The sequence below is a fragment of the Streptomyces sp. NPDC087845 genome (assembly GCF_044742755.1).
In the GTDB taxonomy this organism is placed as follows: domain Bacteria; phylum Actinomycetota; class Actinomycetes; order Streptomycetales; family Streptomycetaceae; genus Streptomyces.
The window spans coordinates 25,634-42,318 of record NZ_JBIUVC010000020.1 but is presented as its reverse complement, the minus strand read 5'-3'; the positions used below and the strand labels follow the sequence as shown (position 1 = coordinate 42,318).

The following is a 16,685-nucleotide window of genomic DNA, read 5'->3' as shown; positions in this document are numbered from 1 at the left end:
GTCATCCAACGGCCCACCGATGTCCGGGAGTCGGCCCTCAAGCGGCCCTTTAGCGGCCTTCTGAAAGGCCACCGGCCTTTTGACCAGGCCGGTGGGACTCGTCAGATGCAGTCGGACACTACGGTGGGTGAGCACACGTCAGGACTCCCGCTGGGGGACGTATGAGCGAGGCATCACGTGGTAACCGTCACCTCAAGCGTGAACGGCAGCGTGTCCACCTGACCCAGGAGGAGAACGCCACCGCGCTCACCGACCTCGCGGCGACGATGTACGAGGCGGGCGAACTAACCCGCCGTACCTCGGTCAGCCCCCGGCAGTACCGCCGCTGGGAGAGCCCCACTCCTCCGTGGCCTCACCCCGACCACCGCAAGCTCTTAGAACGCTTCTACGGCAGATCGATCCACGAGCTGGGCTTCACCCCACCCGGAGTCGACTCTCCGGGCACCGTTACCGTCATCGAGCCCGCTCCGGCCCCTCCTGCCGCCCCCACGGAAGTCGAGATCCACGATCCAGTGAACCGCCGTAAAGCCCTCACCACCGGCGCCGCCGCGCTCGGGGTGACCGCCGCAGGCGCCGGACTGCCCTGGCTTTCGCCCACCGCCGCAGCCGAGCCGGGCGAAAGCGAACTGCGCGTCGGCAACGACGACATCGACCTGCTGCGCACCGCCGCACATGACCTCGATGCCATCGACCAGAGATTCGGCGGCGACCGCCTGTGGCGGGGCGCTCGCAACCAGCTCATGTGGCTGCACCACCTGATCGACCAGGGCAGCTACACCGATCCCATCGGCCAGGAACTCCACGGCATCGCCGGTCAGCTCACCACCTCGCTCGGCTGGTTCTGCTACGACGCCGACCGGCAGACCGAAGCCCGCGTCTACTTCTCCGAGGCCCTCAACACCGCCATGCTCAGCGGAGACGACGCGCTTGCCACCCGCACCCTGTCCAACATGGCCCGCCAGTCGGTCGACCTCGGCAAGGCCCGCGAAGCCATCCGCTTCTCCCGCATCGCCCAGGCCCACGCCACCGAGTGGTCCGCCCCGCCACGTGTCGGTGCCCTGCTCGCCATCCGCGAAGCCCAGGGCCACGCCCGGCTCGGCGACGAGATCTCCGCCGGCAACGCCATCAAACGCGCGTGGAACCACTTCGAGCGCGGCACCAGCCAGCGCGACCCGGACTGGACCACCTTCCTCAACGAGGCCGAACTCACCTGCCTGGAAGGCATGTGCCGCATCGACCTCGGCCAGCACCGGCAGTCCGTAAAGCTCCTGGACCACTCCGCCCGTCTCCAGGACATCGAGCACTCCCGCAACCGCGGCATGTGCCTGGCCCGCCTCGCCTACGCCGCCCTCCAGGGCCGCGACCTCGACCACAGTGTCCACGCCGTCTCCGAGTCCCTGCGCCTGATCGACGGCGGCATGACCTCCACCCGCAACAGGAAGCAGCTCACCCTCGTACGCAACGGGCTGGCCCTGCACCGGGCCCACGCCCCGGCCCGCGAAATGGCCGAGCGGCTCACCGAATACACCGCCTGACCAGGCCAACCGAAGAAGGGAAACCTCCACCGTGGCGGACATCGCCCTCAATCTGCAGCACTACGACGGAGACGCGGCCAAGGCGATCGCCGATGAACTCATCGACGCGTACGCGGAGATCTACGACGTGCCCCCTTACGCGGGCGACCCGTTCTTCTCCGTCGACTCCTACGCCGACCGGCTCCACGCCGCCTTCCCCATGCAGGGCTTCGAGATCGTCACCGCACGCCTCGACGGCAACCTGGTCGGCTACGTCCACGGCGTGACCCTGCCCGCCGACAAGCCCTGGTGGGCCTCTCTCGGCGATGGCCGCCCAGCCGAGGCACAGTCGGCCGCCGCAGCCGGGGAAGTCTTCTGGCTGCGTGAACTCATGGTCCGCCCCGCCCACACCAACCACGGCATCGGCCGCCGACTCCACGACGCCGTGATCTCCGGCCGCCAAGGGCAGCCATGGACCACCCTCACCTGCGTCATCGACAACGAACCCGCGCACGGCGCGTACCTGCGCTGGGGCTACCAGATCATGGGCCGCATCAAGCACGCGCCCGAGTCACCCGTCTACGACGCGATGCTTCTTCGCCCCCTCCACACCGCCTCTCCCTGCGACAGCTCCCAACACGCCCGCCTGCTGTACCGCGCCGCCGTCCGATAGTCGGCGGCCTCGCGTCACACCGCCGGATGACCCGCGGCGAGAGCGCGAGGGCCGCCCCTGTACCCGCCCCTAGGGTTTGCCCATGACCGTGAAGGTTCCCCTGAAAGAGACCGCGCTCAGCCCCGACCGCATCGCCCGCATCGGCCACGAAGTACAAAGCACATGCCCCGAGTTCGACGCTGACGGCTTCGTGCGGGAGGTAATGTCCGACCTGCCCCGACTGGAGCTGAAAGACCGGATCGCCCGCACCAGCCAGGCCCTGCACACTCACCTTCCAGTCACCGGCCCTGAGGCCCTTGATGTGCTGCTGCGCTCGCTACCGCCCACCCCCGAAGCGGCCGGCGTGACGAACGATTTCGGCCTGCATATCTACTCGCCGCATTCCGACTACGTCGCCCGCTACCTGCGCACCGGCGAGTACCTGGACCAGGCCCTCGAAGCCCTCGCTCGCTTCACCCGGTACTTCTCGGCAGAGGTCGCCGTGCGGGACTTCCTCAACGACTTCCCCGACGAGACGATGAAGGCCGTCGACGCCTGGGCCCGAGACCAGGACCACCGGACCCGTCGGCTCGCGAGTGAGGCCACCCGCCCTCGGCTGCCCTGCGCTCGGCGCATCTCCCTGCCTGACGACGTGGCGCTGCCCATCCTCGAGCAGCTCTACGGCGACTCCAGCGCCTACGTCCGCACGTCGGTCGCCAACCATCTGCACGACCTGTCCGTGACGCAGCCGGATCTGGTGCTGGCCACCCTACAGCGCTGGAAGGACTCTGGTCTCGTTCCCGACAAACACTTCGCGTTCATCGCCCGGCAGGCCCTTCGGAGCAGGCTGAAGAAGGGCTGGGCGGGTGCCCACGCCTTCCTCGGCCACGCGCCCGACGCGCCGGTCGAGCTGACGCCTCTCGTCCTGGAGCGCACCGAGCTCGTCGACGGCGGCACGCTCAGCTTCTCCGCCACTCTCACCACCACCGCGCCCGTCCCGGTGCACGTGATGTTCGTGATCTCTTCGACGACGCGGACCGGCAAGCCGCGCGAGAAGGTGTACTTCCTTCTGCGCAGCACCGGCAAGCCGGGCGAGAAACTGCCACTCGCCAAGGACCATGTGCTGCGTTCTACCGCCACTGTGGAGCTCACGCCGGGTGCGTATTCGATCGCCCTCCAGGTCAACGGACGCCGTTTCCCGGCGACGGCTTTCCGTGTCCGGGAGGCATGACGAACTGACCACCCTCCTGAACTGAACCGACCAACCTCGTAGGGCGTGGCGCCCCCTCGCGCCACGGACCGGTCAGCCATGCGCAGAGCAGACCGAAGGCTCACGCCCTCTGATCCCGTCCCCGGACCGCGACCCTGCGCATTGCGACCGACGGCGTTTCGGCCAACACCCACTCATGGAGCGCCTCTTGCGGCACAAGGGCCCATGCACCCCGCACCTTTCAACAGCCGCATGGAACCGGGATTCGAAACTCGGCCGAAAGACACGTGTTCGATAACTCGGTGGGGTCGTTGAACCCGACGATGCCGCCACGACCGTCAGGAAGGAGCGACGTTGACACGCACCGGCCCACGCCGCGATACCCCGCAGGACGCGAAGAGCACGCCGGCGAAGGACACGATCTCGAACGCGGAGCGCGAGCTGTACGGGGGACGGCTGCGCTACGACCAGTCCTACGTACGTCACGAGGGCCCGCTGACCAGGCTCTCGTTCCGGCACATGGCAGCCGCGCTGCCGCGCATGGTCGCCCTGGTGCTCCGTACCGGCTGGCAGACGGACCGGCGGGCGATGGCGGGCGTGGTGGCCGCGCAGCTCGGGCAGGGAGTGACCGCGGCGTGGGGGCTGGTTGCGGTCAACAGCGTGCTCACGGATCTGTTCGCGGAGGGTCCGACGGCGGACAAGCTGCGCGAAGCCCTGCCGTCCTTGACCGTGCTGGCAGCGACCGCGGTGATCGCTGCGTTGCTGATGGCGTGGTCGACGGCGATGTCCGGACGGCTGGAGCCACAGGTGGAGCGGGCGGTCTCCGCGCGCTACTACGCGGCCGTGACCCGCGTCGAACTGGAGGCGACCGAGCGTCCCGAGGTGCAACGTGTGCTGGAGGCCGGCCGGTTCGGCACGGACTCGGCCCGCAGCATGCTGATGCTGTCGGTAGGGGTCGGCAACGTCCTCATCTCGATGGTGGCGGCAGCCGTCGTATTGGCGTCGCTGCACTGGATGCTGCTGCCGATGCTGCTGGTGATCGCCCTGCCCAAGGGGTGGGGCGCGGTCAGCTCCGCACGCCGCGAGTACGTCTCGAAGCTGCACTGGATCGACCACCGGCGGGCCATCGCCTCACTCCTGGGCTTCCTGACCCGCCCGCACGCACAAGGCGAGATCCGCGTCCACGCCGCCGGGACAAAACTGCTGTCCAGCTACGAGGAGATGTCCCGCCAGACCGAGGCGGAGCAGCGGCGCCTGGCCCGTGCGCAGGCCTCCACGGACCTGGTGGCCGGCGGGTTTGCGGGCATCGCGTCGTTGGCCTGCTACGGAGTTCTGTGGTGGTTGCTGGCCGGCGGCTCGCTGCCGCTCGCCGTCGGCGGCACCGCGGTCCTCGCGATCCGTGCGTCGACGGCCCGGTTGACCTCGCTGGTCCAGCAGGTCAACCGGCTCTACGAGGAGCTGCTGTTCCTCACCGATACCGAGGACGCCATCGCCCTGGCCACCGAGAACGCCATCCCCGCCACCGGCGCCCCGCTGCCGGCCCGCGTCCATCAGGTCCGCGTGGACAACGTGTCGTACACCTACCCCGGGGCCGACTCCCCCGCGTTGCAGGACGTCAGTTTGAGGGTGCGCCGCGGCGAGGTGGCCGCGTTGGTGGGCGCGAACGGGTCCGGCAAGACAACCCTGACCAAGGTGCTGTCCGGGCTGCTGCTGCCCTCCGACGGCAATGTGTGGTGGCAGGACGCCGACGGCAGCGACCAGGTCGAGCTCCGCGACGCCAACCGGGCCGAGATCTTCGCCATGGTGGGGCTGCTCGCGCAGGACTTCCCTCGCTGGGAGATGACCGCGGCCGCGAACGTGGCGATCGGGGCCGGTGACCGTGTCCGCGACATGGACCGGGTGAAGTCTGCCGCGCTATCGGCTGGCGTCCTCAAGCTGATCGAGGGCTTGCGCCACGGCTGGGACTCCATCGTCTACAAGGGCTACGAGCGCGGTGTCCAGCTCTCGGGCGGGCAGTGGCAGAAACTCGGCACGGCGCGAAGCCTGTACCGAGGGGCCGCTTTCCTCCTGGTCGACGAGCCGACTTCGGCGCTCGATCCGCACGCGGAGATTGCCGCGTTCGAAGGCCTGTGGTCCCTCGCGGAAGAAGGCCACGCGGTCGTCCTCGTGACTCACCGTCTCGCGGCCACGGCCAACGCCGACCGCATTTACGTCCTCGACCAGGGCCGGGTGGCCGAAGAAGGCACCCACGAGCAGCTCATGGCCCGGCCTGACGGCATCTACCGGTCGATGTTCACCGCCCAGGCTGCCCAGTACGGGGCCACCGCGCCTGCCGTTCCCTCGCAGCACGGGCACGCCCCGGCACCGAACCCGTTGAAGGGCGGCCTGCAGTGAACGCCGCTGCTCCGGGCAGCAGCCTGTGGCGGCATGCGGACTTCCGACGCTACTGGGGTGGGCAGGCCGTCACGGTTGCCGGTTTCGGGATCACCACCATCGGCATCTCGGTCATCGCTGTGGTGGACCTGCACGCCTCGACCATGCACGTGGCACTGATCGCCGTCGCAGGAAAGCTGCCCCCGCTGCTGCTTTCCCTCCACGCCGGCGTCCTCGCCGACCGCTACCGCAAGCGGCCGATCATCATCAGCTGCGATGTCCTGTGCGCCGTCACCCTGACCAGCATCCCCCTCGCCCAGCTGATCGCCGAGATCACCCTGGGACAGCTGTACGCGGTCGCGTTCCTCGTCTCCGCACTCCAGGTGATCGGCAGCAACGCCTCGATCAGCTACCTCCCGATCCTGCTGCGCGGGGAGCAACTCAAGGAAGGGAACTCCAAACTCGGCGCGACCAACTCGCTCGCCGACCTGGCCGGGAACAACCTGGGCGGCCTCCTGGTCACCCTGCTGGGCGCCGCCCGCGCGATCGCACTGGACGCGGTCTCCTACCTGATCTGCGCCTTCTGCCTGCTCCGCATCCGCAACCTCGAACCCGAACCAGCGCCCCGGACCGCGGGCACCAGCCAGTGGACGGAGATCCGCGAAGGCCTCGACTACACCCTCAAAGCACCCCTCGTCCGGTCCATCGTCCTGTCCAACGCCACCACGTCCTTCGCCCTCGCCGCCAGCTCAGCACTCTGGTCCCTGTACCTCCTGCGTGAACTGCACTGGAGTCCCGCTGCGCTCGGCATCGTCATGGGGGTCGGCGGGGTCGGCGGGTTCCTCGGCGCCGTCCTGTGGAGACCCCTGGAGCGACGCTGGGGAACCGGGCCCGTCATGCTCACCGCCCTGGCCCTCAACCCAGCCGCCCAGATCCCCCTGCTCATCGTCGGCCCCGGCGCCACCGGACAGATCGCCATCGGCGCCGGCATGCTCATCCAGACCGGTGCCGCCGTTGCACACGGCGGACTACAGCGCAGCGTCCGCCAAGAGCTCTGCCCCGACCATCTGCAGGGCCGCGCCCAGGCAACCGGTGCATGGCTCGCCTTCGGCCTGCGCCCCCTTGCCGCGCTCCTCGCCGGGGCATTCGGCACCCTCGTCGCGCCCCACCCTCGGCGCGATCACCTGCCTGATCTGCGCACCGTTCGTAATCCTTTGGTGCTCACCGATGCGTGTCCTGCACACCGCCAGCGCCCACGCACCCGACACCGTCCGCGGCGCCGCCTGATGCCCCGCCCAGCAGCAGATCGCATCACGATCGCCATTTCACGCAGCGACCCCCACCGCCTGTCTCCCACCGAGCCCGTCGGATCCTGCATCCGCCACATGAAAGGTGCCTCCATGCCGCCCGCCCGATCCGACATCCGCAACCTCCTCACGGAATACCTGGAGCACCACCCCGCAGAACGGCAGCAGCTTGAGCCGCTCCTCGCCGCGCTCGACGCCGAGGCCGAACCCACCAGCCGCGCAACGCTGCCCGGACACATCACGTGCAGTGCCGTGGTGATCGACCGTGATCGACGCGTGCTGCACATCGGCCACAAGGCATCGGGGAAGCTGCTCGCGCCGGGCGGCCACGTCGAGGATGACCGGACTCTCCTGGCGGCGGCCCTGCGGGAAGTGTGTGAAGAAGCCGGGATTCTCCCCGGGGACCTGTGCCTGACCCCGTACTTCCTCGGTTCTCCAGACTGGGGAAGGGGCAGTGTCTGATGCCTGCACTATTCCTGGAGCGCGAGGTAGTCCGTCCAGTTCTGCTGGGCGAATTTGGCCCACTGGAAGGCGGTGGAGGCCGAGAGGCCGAAAAGGTCGCTGACCACGATCGGTGGCAGCTCGGTGATGGCGGTGATCATTGCCGTGTTGCGTGCCGCACGGGTGGGGAGATCGTGGTTCCGCAGCCGTTTGATGAGGTGGCCGGCGCTCAGGGGGCGACCTGCGTGTCGACCAGGGAGAAGGTAGTCGGGCCCGGAAGACGAACGGGGCTTAAGCATCGAGCTGGCCTGCGGGCTGGCTATGTGGGCCTTGATGAGCCGGGCCAGCGTCGGAGGCAGCAGCACAGGGTGGCGATCGATGGTGAGGAAGGCGCCGGCGTCGTTCAGTTGGAACTGGGAGGTGGTGATCTCTTTGATGCGCGAGATGGGGAGCGCGTAGAGGCGGATCAGGGCTCCCACGATGCGGAGTTCTCGGGGCAGAACCTCATCTGTGAGGCATCTCCGCAGCTGTTGCTCGTGCTCGTCGTCCGTCTGGAAGTTCGCAGGGAATGCCTTGCGGGCGAGTTGTGCATCGAGCGGCCGGGTCAGCTTTCGCTTCGTGAGCCATCGGACGAAGGAGTGGACGGCTTGCCGTCGGGTGGGGTTCTGCGTGAGCCACAGATCCAGCTCCTCCTGGTGCAGGTCCGGGAGGGTGAGCTGGTGCTGATCGAGCCAGTTCAGCAAGAGGATTGCGGCTCGGATGTTGCCACGGTCGGCCTTCGCGGCGCCGGGAGTGTAGCGTCCGCGCTCAGCTCGGCGGCGTGCGTCCTTGATGACGTGCCATTCCGCGAAGGGGCTGACAATCCGGGACTGGTTCGGGGGCAGGGCTTCGAGGGTGGCTCTCGCCCAGAGCTCGAGCCGGGCGAAGGTCTCGTGGCGCTCGGGGAGGGCTCCGGTCATGACGAGGTGGTGCCGGACGTTGCGGGTGACCGTGCTCTGAGGCAGCCGGTCGAGGAGCCCATGATTGATCTCGGTGTGTTCCGTGGTGAGTTCGTCGAGGAGTCCGGCCGCGGCGCTGGTCCGCAGCCAGCTCATGACCGACCAGGGCTTATCCGCTTGGGTGAGTGCGTCGGCAAGGGGCTGGAACGGTGGGGCGATCGTGCCCTCGGGGCCGGCGAGGAGTTGGGTGACTCGGTCAGTGATGGCACAGCGGGTGCATCGGCCGTTGGCGTAGATGTCTCCGGGATAGCCACAGTGTCTGCAGGTCGTGTGCAGGTCAGGGCGTCCGCTGCAGGGGCCGCAGAGGTCCCCGTCCTCCGAGGTGCGTCCCGCGGCTATGCGGGTGTTGCCGCATTCGACGCAGGTTCGGGGGTTGCGTCGGCGGTGGTGGTAGCAGGTGCTGCAGAGGGCGCCGACCGGGTAGGTCGCGGTCACAGGCTTGGACTTGCCGCAGTCAGCGCAGGTCCTTGGCGTTCGTGGCTGGCAGCTTTGGCAGATGAAGGTGCCGCCTCTGCGAACAGCGCCTCGGCGTTGATGGCCGCACGCCTCACAGGTCGCGATGTGGTGGCGCGAGCACGGCTCGCAGATGTCCGGGCTCGTGTCGGTTGCGCGGATCTTGATGGTGGTGGTCTGTCTGCAGATGCCGCATGGACGCGTCGGCCGTTCGTAGCAGCGGGGGCAGATCGGGCCGACGTCTGTGATGGTGCTGGCGCGGGCGACGGTGCCGCATTGGATGCAGGAGCGTTTGGGGCGGGGGCTGCAGGAGGAACAGAGGTTCGTGCCGTCCGGGCGCCGGCTGGTGGGGCGAAGGCGCTGGCAGCGGTCGCACTGACGGTGGTTGACGGGATCCTTCTGGAAGCAGGAGCGGCAGACCAGGCCGTCTGCCGTACGGCTGTGGATGCGGGTTTGACGTTCGCATCGGGTGCACTGCTGAAGGCGGTCACGTTCGACGCACCAGTTGCAGAGACGCCCGACGGGCGAGTTGCGAGGCAGCAGGTCGTCGGTGCGTCCGCAGCTTGCGCAGGCGAGCCTGGTGACGGCGAAGCCTGCCGCGGCCAGTTCCAGCAGGAGCCTGGGAAGAGCCGCCGGGCTGTGAGATATCGGTGCGGTGAGCGCGTCGAGGTGTTCGGCCAGGTGAGCGGCCAGAGCTCGGGCGGGCCGAGGCTCCCAGGCGTTGGCTGCTTCCAGGATGCGCTGAGCGTCGCTGGAGGTGAGTTGTGATCCGGCAACGGCCTGGACGTGGCCTATCAAGTCGGCTCTATAGCCTGCAAGTTCGACCTGGTGCCGACGCACTCGGGTGTTGGCCCGGCTGGGCCGGCTCACTGGGGCGCTCACGTGCCCGGGCGGCGGACGACCGTCCGGCGCGGTTGCGTGGGCGGGGCGACGTCGGAGTCACCGCCAGCGGTCTTGCGGACCTGAACGTTGACGGCTTCGGGCTTGATGAGGTCGTTGGGGGTGCAGTCGAGGATGTCGCAGAGGGCCACCAGGGTGTCCATGCTCATGCGCTGCGGGGCCTGGGTGACCAGGCGGTAGACCTGTTCGCGCGAGAGCTGGATTCCGCGTTCGGCGAGCAGGGGAACCAGGTCGGTGGTCTGGAACATGCCGCGTTCGGCCATCAGCTGACGCAGCTGCCAGTGGTAACCCATCTTCTTGATCACGCGGTCACGTCCCAGACGTCGCCCAGCCGATTCTTCAACGCCGCCTCCAGCAGGTTGTTGCGGTACTCGTTCGACACTCCTAATGGTGGAGTCGGGTATTGAAACTAGCCGAATGCCCCCTCGGAGGGGAGGCAGGGGCGGGTCACAGAGGCGCCAGGATCATGAGGATCTCGTCGCGGTCGTCGCCTGGGGCGAGCCGAAGGGCCCCGGGCCAACGTCCGATCTCCTTCCATCCGAGGCGGCCGTAGAAGTCTTCAAGTCCGGCACCGCCTCGCGCGGCGAGGTGGAGCTGTTCGAGGTTCATCTCGTCCCGAGCGATTTCGCGGGCGCGGTTCATCAGGGCGGTGCCGATAGAGCGGCCTCGGAAGTCTGTGTGGCTCTGAACGTGGTTGACGGTGCCCCAGTGCGCGACGAGCGGGTTGAGGTCGCGGCGGAGGTTCAGCCAGCCAGCGAGGAGGCCGTCGACGATGGCGAGGAGGAGCCGGCTGCGTTGAAAATTGAGATCAGCGATGAGCCGGTCGACGGAGGGAGCGACCTGATCTGTGTCGACAGGCGGGAAGGGAAACCCGGCGGCCCCGCCGGCGTTGGTAACCGTGATCCAGCAGTCGATCAACTCGCGTCTCAGCTCGGCTGTGATCTCGTGCGGGTGGACGATCTGGTGGAAGACCGGGGTGTTGGCGCTGGTCATGGCGGCGAGCATCGCTTTCGGGTCGGTCACGATTGGGCTTTCGAGCTGTGCTGGTGAGAGTTACGCTGAGAGACGTCGGCGGCGTAGGCGGCCCAGTCGCCGGCGGATGCCTTCTGCCACTGGACGGCTACCTGGATGTGGACGCCGAGCATCCGGGCGAGGATCGCGGCGGGGAGTTCCGCGGCGAGGGTGAACAGGGCAGTGGACCGGTCCTGCTGGGGGCGGATGCCGATCTTGTGCAGCCGCAGACCAATCTGGCTGTCACTGAGCGGGCGACCTGGCTGGCCTCCAGGGAAGAGCCAGGGGGCATCGTTTGGGGTGCCGATCTTGGCCTTGCCTCGTCGGTTCGCGACGAGGCCGCGGACCAGGGTGGCCAGCGGCATCGGGAGGACGACTGGTGAGGTCCCGAAGGTGATTGTGACGCTCTCGCCGGTGATATCGATGTCGCCGATGGTGAGTTGGCTGATGGTGGCGATCTTCTGTGCGTAGAGGGTCAGCAGTAGCCCAGCGACGCGATCCGCAGTGGGCAGGGTCTCGTCGTTGAGGAGGCGTCGTGCGTCGGCCCAGCGCTTCTCGCTGTCGATGGTGCCCTGCGGGCCCGTCCAGCGGACGGTGCCGAAGGTGAGGCCATGGGCATGGCGGTGCTGTACGGACCAGCGGACGAAGTGGCCGGACTCCTCACGGTTGGTGAAGGCGGGATCGGTCATCCAACGTTCCAGGTCGGCTTGCGTGCAAGTGCCCAGGGTCAATCCTTCGGCGGCGAGCCAGGTGAGGAAGTTGTCGGCGGCGGTGACATGGCAGCGAACGTTGACGTCCTGGAGCTGGGTGGTGTGCTGGTCACCGATGCGACGGCGGAGTCGGCGCAGGTGGTGCCAGACTGCATAGCCGTGCAGGATCCGGCGTGCGGTGAGGTCCGTGCGGACCTGGACCGTTTCGGTGATCCATTTCTCCAGGGCGACGAGCCGTTCGTCGCGCGGCATCAGGGCACCCGTGGCGACGAGGACGCTGCGAAGGTGTGCGAGCGCCTTGCCTGAAGGAAGGTCGTCGAGGATGTCGTGGGTGACGCGACGTTCGTCGCGGCCGATGCGTTCCAGCAGGTCCTGGACCTTCGGCCGGGAGATCCAGGCCAGAGCGACGTCGGGACGCTCAGCGCTTGTCAGTGCCTCGTGGAACGGCGCAAGTTCAGGGCCGATGGTCCCGGTGTCGTTGCCGAGGAGGTCGCGGGTCCTGTGGTCGAGGACGCATCGCTGGCAGGCGCGGGGGCTGAGCTGCCAGGTGGTCTCGCAGACGGGGCAGCGGCCCCAGAAGTCGGGGTCGGGGTTGGTGCACTTCGCGCACAACGGTTCCTCGAAGCTGCCGCCACGGGCTTGGGCGACGGTGCTGCAGCCGTTGCAGGTCACCCATCGCTGCTGGCAGCGTTCGCACCAGGGCTGTCCGGTGGCCCGGGACATCTCGCAAGGGGCGGTGCGGCCGCAATGCCCGCACTCTTGGATCTCCTTCGGCCTGCAGCTGGGACAGCGGACACCATCGGCGAGACGGACCGCAACCTGTCGGCGGCGGCCGCAGCCGACGCAGACTTCCAGATTGACCGGGTCACGGATCAGGCAGTTGGGACACAGCGGTTGGCCGGCGGCATCCCGGGTGGCGGGTTCGCGGACGGCGCCGCAGCGCGCGCAGGGGACGGCCGCGTGCCTGGCGAAACAGGCCGGGCAGATCCGCTGGCCGTCCAGGAGCTTGGACAACGCCTTTACTCCGTGGCAGCGCGGGCAGGCCGGCTTGACGACTGTGGTGGCGCCCCCTGCGATGAGTTCGCTGATGAACCGCAGCATCGCCGGAGAGGGCGCCTCGTGGCCGGCGCCGGTCAACAGCTCAGGGCGGTCGATCACGGCCCAGGCCAGTCGGCGCTGCCCGGCGGGCCGCTTCGTGGCGCGTTCGAGCGCGGCCCGGACGGTGTCCGCGTCGAGCGCAGGGTCGAGGCCGGTGATCAGCTGGGTGAGTTCCTTGACTGAATCGCCGTCGGTGTCGGGGCATTTGGCGCATCGGGGCTGGCCGTGGCGGTCGCGACTGACGACTCGCCGCTGCTGGTGGCAGCCCGCGCAGGCGGCGGGCTTGTCGAAGCAGGGTGAGCATCCCCAGCGTCCGCCCGAGCGGCTGCCGACGTAGGGGCGGGGGCGACCGCATTCGCCACAGCGGGGCAGGGCGGTGTCCTGGGCACCTGCTTCGTGGAGGGCCATCAGCAGCTTGGCGACGCGGAACGGTGCGGGTGGCTTGCCGGTCCGCAGCAGCGAGGGGTTGTCGTGGAGTGCCTGGGCGAGGTTGCGGCGGCCGGCTCGTGAGCGTACGAGAGCGCAGACGATGTCACGGACGCGCTCGGCGGCCAGGTGCTTCTCGACGTTGCTGACCATCCTCACGATCAGGCCGACCGGATCGGCGAGGACTTCCTGAGAGTTCTCGGTCACCGGTCAACTCCGGTGATCTGGGCTCGCCTTGGCCGCAGTTCGCCGACGCCATCGGCGACGGAGGTCCCGCCTGCGGCGACCTTCTTGGGCTTCTTCGCCGCTGCGGCCGTGGCGATCGGTTCGATGAGGTCGTCCATCGTGCAGTCGAGGATGTCGAGCAGGGCCATGAGGATCTTGAGGCTGAGTCGCTCGGGTCGCTCGACGACGAGGCGGTAGACCTGGCTACTGGACAGCGTGATGCCGCGTTCCTTCAACGGCGTGATGAGGTCGGTGGTGGAAAACATCCCGCGGTCCGCCATGACCTTGCGCAGGTGCCAGTGGTAGTCGAGCTTGGCGGCCATCATCGGGTCCTTCCTCGTCAGACGCCGGCGAACGCCGGGGCCAGGGCCTTGCTCAGGGCAGTGTTCATGAAGTCGTCGCTGACGTGCGTGTAGATGGCCGTGGAGCTGTCGCACTCGTGACCGACTTGCTGCTGAATAAATCGCCTATCCACGCCGTCTTCGGTCAAATGTGTGACATATGAATGGCGAATTGAGTGCGGGACTAGCTCTTTTGGGAGCTTCAGGGCATCGCGGTAGGCGGCGAAACGGGCGTTGATCTCCGAAGGCTTGACCCGGCCGCCCCGCTCGGTCACCCAGAGGGCGGGATGGTCCTCGCAGCCGAAGCGCGGCCGGACGTTCTCGACGTAGTCGGAGACCGCCTCGACGGCCCAGTCCATCACCGACAGTACGTTCCTCCGCCGCGGCGGCTGACCCTTCTTCGCCTTGCCGTAGCGGACGTTGAGCGTGCCGTACCGGCCGAACTGGCGAGCCTTTGGGTTCCGCCCGAAATCGACAACGTCCAGCTTGGACGTCTCGGTCCGGCGGAGCCCCCAACCGTAGATGACCTTGAAGAGGGTGGCGTCGCGGTAGGCGGCAAGGGCACCCTTGCGCTTGGACTTCACGACGCGGTCGACCTGGTCGTCGGCGTAGTCGAGGAACCGCTGCAGTTCCTCGCGGGTGAACGGCCTGGCCTCCGGATCGCCCTCGTAATCCTGCAGGTGGGGAAGGGTGTTCCACTCATGTGAGATCGCCACCGGGTGGGTGCCGAAGGCTTCCTCGCAGGCCGGCCCCCATCCGTAGCGGCCATCGATAAGGAACTCGGTGAACAGCCGAATTTCGCCCTGGTAGCTGCGGATCGTGGACGGAGCCAGATGCTTCTCGCCCGTCAACGAGGCCGACCACTCGTCCATGTGAGCTGGCGTCCACTGCCACGGATAGTCGTTCGCGAACTCAAGGAACCGGCGGACCAGCCGTTCCCTGGGGTCGATCGTCTCGTCCTTCAGCCCTCGCGACTTCTGCTGAGCCCGCCAGCCCCGCAGCATCGCATCGAACATCGCGTCCTCCGGACGCAGCTGAACCACCCCGGACACGAGCTCCAGATGAGCCGCCCCGGCCAGGGCCACCTTCTGCTGATGCGCCACTCCAGACCATCCCTTCTGGAGGGCAGATCATGCATCAAACGGGATCGCTTCGGCAACATGCCTGCTCAGGCCGCTAGTTCGTAGTAGCGTTGGAGACCGTCGAGCCCTCGCCGTGAGCTGGCGACCTGCGACTTCTCGCCCTTCTGATGCAATTCCCGAGGGTTCTTGTAGCCCATCGTCGTGTCGAGACTCTTGTGCCCGCAGATCACTTGGGCGATGTGCGGTGGCAGGCCGTTCATGATGGCGTCGGTGACGAAGATCCTGCGGAAGTCGTGCGGGGAGAAGACGAGCGGTTCTCCGCCGGGATCGGTCAGGCCCGTGGTGGCCAGCGCGTTGATCAGGAGCTTGCGGAGCGCGGTCGGGGTGAAAGCGCGGTGTTCGGTGCCGATATAGCGCTGGAACAGCAGCGGCATCGGCGGGTTCCAGACCCGCTCGTGGACGTCGTAGGAGGTCACCAGCGGGATCGCGCCGCTGCTTCCTCGCAGGCGGCGGATGATGGTGGAAAGGATGTCCGCCAGTTCCGGGCTGACCAGGAGGAGTCGTTCGCTGTCGGTCTTGGACGGGGCGACCTGCAGCAGGGGCACGACTTCGCCGGTGCTGGGGAGCCGGTATTCGGTGATGCTGTGGTGGGTCAGCTCCAGGAGCTCCTCGTTGCGGATGCCGGTCAGGCGCAGGACCTCGATCGCGGCGAAGGCCCAGAAGGCTTCGCTCTCCTCGTAGGTGAGGTTCCGCCGCTGGCCGGTCGAGGTCTCCTCGGCCCAGGTCAGGTGCCCAGCGGCCTTGGACGCGACGGCTCCGCGCAAGGAGCCGGCGGTGTCGGGGATCAGATCGCCGGGCCGGGTGTGCTCGGCGGCAGCCAGTAGTTCGGCTGCGGCGCGTCGCCTGCGGTTGACGGTGTCGGTCAGCACCGGCAGGACGGGAAGCCGTTCGCGGGTGCCCTGGTCCATCCGGGCCTTGCGGTGTTTGCGGTCCTTGGCCTTGCTGATCTCGTCGTCGCTGATCGGGCAGGGCACCACCCACGGCGCCCAGCGGCCCGGCTCTTCCGCAGCCCAATGGGCGATGTCGAGATAGAAGGCGCGGACGCGGATGAGCTCGTCCTTGGCGTTCAGCCTGGGGCTGGCGATCTCAACGGCGGTGCCGTCCGGGCCGATCGTGGTGCGCTTCTTGGTGGCGATGTCTGTCTTCCAGGCCCGGGCCAGTGCCGGTGGCAGCCGCAGGGAGTCGATGCCCGGTGAGAGCGCTTCGATCCGGGTCCAGAACAGCCCGGCCAGCGTCCGCGACACCGCGTCCAGGCTGGTGTAGTCCAACGACGGCTGCCGTTCGCGCGGGTAGTCCACGATCAGGTCGCGGACCGGGCGGCACCGGATCGGATAGCGATCCACGAGTTCTCCGATGCTCAGCCGGCCGGCGGCAAGCCCGAACGCCCGGATCGTGGCCGGGGCGTCCTCGGGGAAGACCCCCAAGGCCCGCAGCCGAAGGTAGAAGTCGACTTTGCGCTGACCCCCTCGGACATGGACCCGACGCAAGGTGTCGACCAGTTCCACGCAGTCGCCGACGGTGATGCTCGCGATCACCCCGCCCTTGCAGGCCAGAAGCATCGCGATCCGGGTCGCCGCGATGGTGGCCTCTCCTCGGGCGCTGGCCGGCCCGGACTCGGCCAGCTGCGCCAGCCGTGCGAACCCCTCGGGGTCGCGGACCTCGGCCATGACCGGAGCCAGGTGCTTGTGGGTGCGGGTGAGCATCCAGGCCAGGTCGGGACGGATGACATCGCCGCAGACCAGCATCAGCAGCCCGGAGGTCAGGTCAACGCGCTCATACGACGGCGACGGCCCACTCTGGCGCAAGAAGCGCAGTGGGAGATCTGTCCAGTCCGCGCCGGGGATCTCCTCGGCGCGGCTGGCAGGTATCCCCAGGGAGGCTGGA

12 protein-coding genes are annotated in these 16,685 nt (G+C 68.1%); 5 read left to right on the top strand and 7 right to left on the bottom strand.

Annotation, left to right across the window (positions count from 1 at the left end; all coding sequences use genetic code 11):
* The first annotated feature begins 161 nt into the window (after positions 1–161).
* From ACIOMQ_RS34900 to ACIOMQ_RS34880, 5 genes are all read left to right on the top strand, one after another.
* Positions 162–1,535, top strand: coding sequence for a hypothetical protein (locus ACIOMQ_RS34900; protein WP_402191814.1), 1,374 nt, complete (start codon positions 162–164; stop codon positions 1,533–1,535).
* Between the two features lie 31 nt (positions 1,536–1,566).
* Entirely contained in the window at positions 1,567–2,187 is a 621-nt protein-coding gene (locus ACIOMQ_RS34895; RefSeq protein ID WP_362207770.1) for a GNAT family N-acetyltransferase, read from the top strand.
* 82 nt (positions 2,188–2,269) lie between these two features.
* Entirely contained in the window at positions 2,270–3,397 is a 1,128-nt protein-coding gene (locus ACIOMQ_RS34890; RefSeq protein WP_362207773.1) for a hypothetical protein, read from the top strand.
* A gap of 333 nt (positions 3,398–3,730) precedes the next feature.
* Complete coding sequence (locus tag ACIOMQ_RS34885) at positions 3,731–5,770, top strand: ABC transporter ATP-binding protein (RefSeq protein WP_362207776.1); 2,040 nt, start codon at positions 3,731–3,733, stop codon at positions 5,768–5,770.
* Entirely contained in the window at positions 5,767–7,518 is a 1,752-nt protein-coding gene (locus ACIOMQ_RS34880; RefSeq protein ID WP_362207778.1) for an MFS transporter, read from the top strand. Before ACIOMQ_RS34885 ends, ACIOMQ_RS34880 begins: the two co-directional genes overlap by 4 nt.
* Before the next feature lie 8 nt (positions 7,519–7,526).
* Here the strand turns inward: ACIOMQ_RS34880 and ACIOMQ_RS34875 are convergent, their stop codons facing one another.
* The 7 genes from ACIOMQ_RS34875 to ACIOMQ_RS34845 all read right to left on the bottom strand — a co-directional run bounded on the left by ACIOMQ_RS34875 (position 7,527) and on the right by ACIOMQ_RS34845 (position 16,606).
* Positions 7,527–8,591, bottom strand: a complete 1,065-nt coding sequence (locus tag ACIOMQ_RS34875; protein ID WP_402191810.1) for a hypothetical protein — start codon at positions 8,589–8,591, stop codon at positions 7,527–7,529.
* A 1,235-nt stretch (positions 8,592–9,826) separates the two neighbouring features.
* A complete protein-coding gene (locus ACIOMQ_RS34870) occupies positions 9,827–10,153 on the bottom strand; it encodes a helix-turn-helix transcriptional regulator (RefSeq protein WP_362207784.1) in 327 nt (108 codons plus the stop codon).
* A gap of 142 nt (positions 10,154–10,295) precedes the next feature.
* The gene (locus ACIOMQ_RS34865; protein ID WP_362207786.1) at positions 10,296–10,841 is read right to left on the bottom strand and encodes a GNAT family N-acetyltransferase; all 546 of its coding nucleotides are present in this window, start codon (positions 10,839–10,841) and stop codon (positions 10,296–10,298) included.
* A 26-nt stretch (positions 10,842–10,867) separates the two neighbouring features.
* The gene (locus ACIOMQ_RS34860) at positions 10,868–13,300 is read right to left on the bottom strand and encodes a site-specific integrase (RefSeq protein WP_362207789.1); all 2,433 of its coding nucleotides are present in this window, start codon (positions 13,298–13,300) and stop codon (positions 10,868–10,870) included.
* Positions 13,297–13,644 (bottom strand): helix-turn-helix domain-containing protein, encoded by a 348-nt coding sequence (locus ACIOMQ_RS34855; RefSeq protein WP_402191807.1) that lies wholly within the window; start codon positions 13,642–13,644, stop codon positions 13,297–13,299. The genes ACIOMQ_RS34860 and ACIOMQ_RS34855 overlap by 4 nt, the downstream gene beginning before the upstream one ends.
* Positions 13,645–13,658: 14 nt before the next feature.
* Positions 13,659–14,762: a tyrosine-type recombinase/integrase gene (locus ACIOMQ_RS34850; protein WP_402191805.1), complete on the bottom strand. Its 1,104-nt coding sequence runs from the start codon at positions 14,760–14,762 to the stop codon at positions 13,659–13,661.
* Between the two features lie 65 nt (positions 14,763–14,827).
* Positions 14,828–16,606, bottom strand: coding sequence for a site-specific integrase (locus ACIOMQ_RS34845; protein ID WP_362207531.1), 1,779 nt, complete (start codon positions 16,604–16,606; stop codon positions 14,828–14,830).
* Positions 16,607–16,685 lie beyond the last annotated feature (79 nt).